Source organism: Peribacillus sp. NPDC056705 (assembly GCF_043656335.1).
This window is the reverse complement of the sequence record NZ_JBHTYI010000243.1, coordinates 1-1,165: the sequence shown is the minus strand read 5'-3', so window position 1 is coordinate 1,165 and position 1,165 is coordinate 1. Positions and strand designations below refer to the sequence as shown.

Annotated in this window: 2 protein-coding genes and 1 pseudogene; all 3 read right to left on the bottom strand. The window is 45.3% G+C overall.

Going from position 1 to position 1,165, the window contains the following annotated elements:
• Nucleotides 1–246, bottom strand: a pseudogene (locus tag ACFRAK_RS29345) (sensor histidine kinase); the annotation flags it as partial.
• Between the two features lie 192 nt (nt 247–438).
• Nucleotides 439–717 (bottom strand): hypothetical protein, encoded by a 279-nt coding sequence (locus ACFRAK_RS29340; protein WP_394573244.1) that lies wholly within the window; start codon nt 715–717, stop codon nt 439–441.
• Nucleotides 718–867: 150 nt separating this feature from the next.
• Entirely contained in the window at nt 868–1,092 is a 225-nt protein-coding gene (locus ACFRAK_RS29335; RefSeq protein ID WP_394573243.1) for a helix-turn-helix domain-containing protein, read from the bottom strand.
• Between the last annotated feature and the right edge of the window lie 73 nt (nt 1,093–1,165).

The following is a 1,165-nucleotide window of genomic DNA, read 5'->3' as shown; positions in this document are numbered from 1 at the left end:
ACGCTGAACCGTTGCGTTGGTCGAGACTTGCGCCGTGAGCGTGTCCACCTGTCCCAGCAGGGCGTCCAGCTTGCCGGTCGTCTGGACCGCCGTCTGCTGAATATGCTTCTCTGCACTGTTACGCAGAAGCACAGCGACCTGATCATATACAAAAACCCCGACCAAGGCGAGAACGATTACCATGACCAGCATGAATCCGAGAAATATTTGATTTCTTAGGGTGTTCAGTTTAACAAATCGGCCCAAGATACTTACACTCCCCTCCACCTGAAACTGCTATCCACTATACACAATTTGTAACAAAATGGGGAGTCTGTAGTCATTCGAGTCATACGATTACTTCTTCACAGGCCTATGTACTTAATGATCTAAAAATAAAAGAAGTGCGCAGGTTAGTACCCCCTCGCACTTCCTTCAATATGCAGCATCCGTATGCTCCTATACAGGATATAGATCCTGATGTTGCTCCAGTTCTCGTTTGCACTCTTTGCATAGTCCTTTGACGGATCCTGCATCATTCGCATAAAAGATCAGTGGCCGCTTGCGACCACATTTACTGCATGCCTGAACTTGATCTTGGCGATGGTTGATGGATCTGGATTTGAGCTCGATCACGTTACTACTTGATCGATGATTTCCGCTTGTTCTTTTCCTGAATATAATAACCATGATGCTTATGATCACGATGACAAGTATAATTCCTAGAGCTAGTCCCATGAATGATAACCTCCGGGCGTTAATAAAGAGTTAATTGTATGGTAAGGGTGTAACATCATGTATTGTATCACACAAAAAAAGCCTTCAAAACCCATAACTGCTGGGATAGAAGGCCTTTATTGTGTTCCGGCTAAAGTAGCCGGCATGGTGTCAGATCTTCAACTCACCGAGTCTAATCAACTCAACGACAGCTTGCGAACGGCCCTTAACATTCAATTTTTGCATGACATTGGAGATGTGATTGCGCACCGTCTTTTCGCTAATAAACAACTGCCCAGCGATATCACGAGTGATTTTGTCTTGCACAAGCAATTCAAAAACCTCACGTTCACGGTGGGTTAACAAGAACTTGCTGTTACGATCGGTCCCCTTCAATGGTGTCACCCCTCCTTGCCCGGGTATGTGTGGTCTAACAAGGTTAAGGGATACAGTCAACTCATCTTATGTC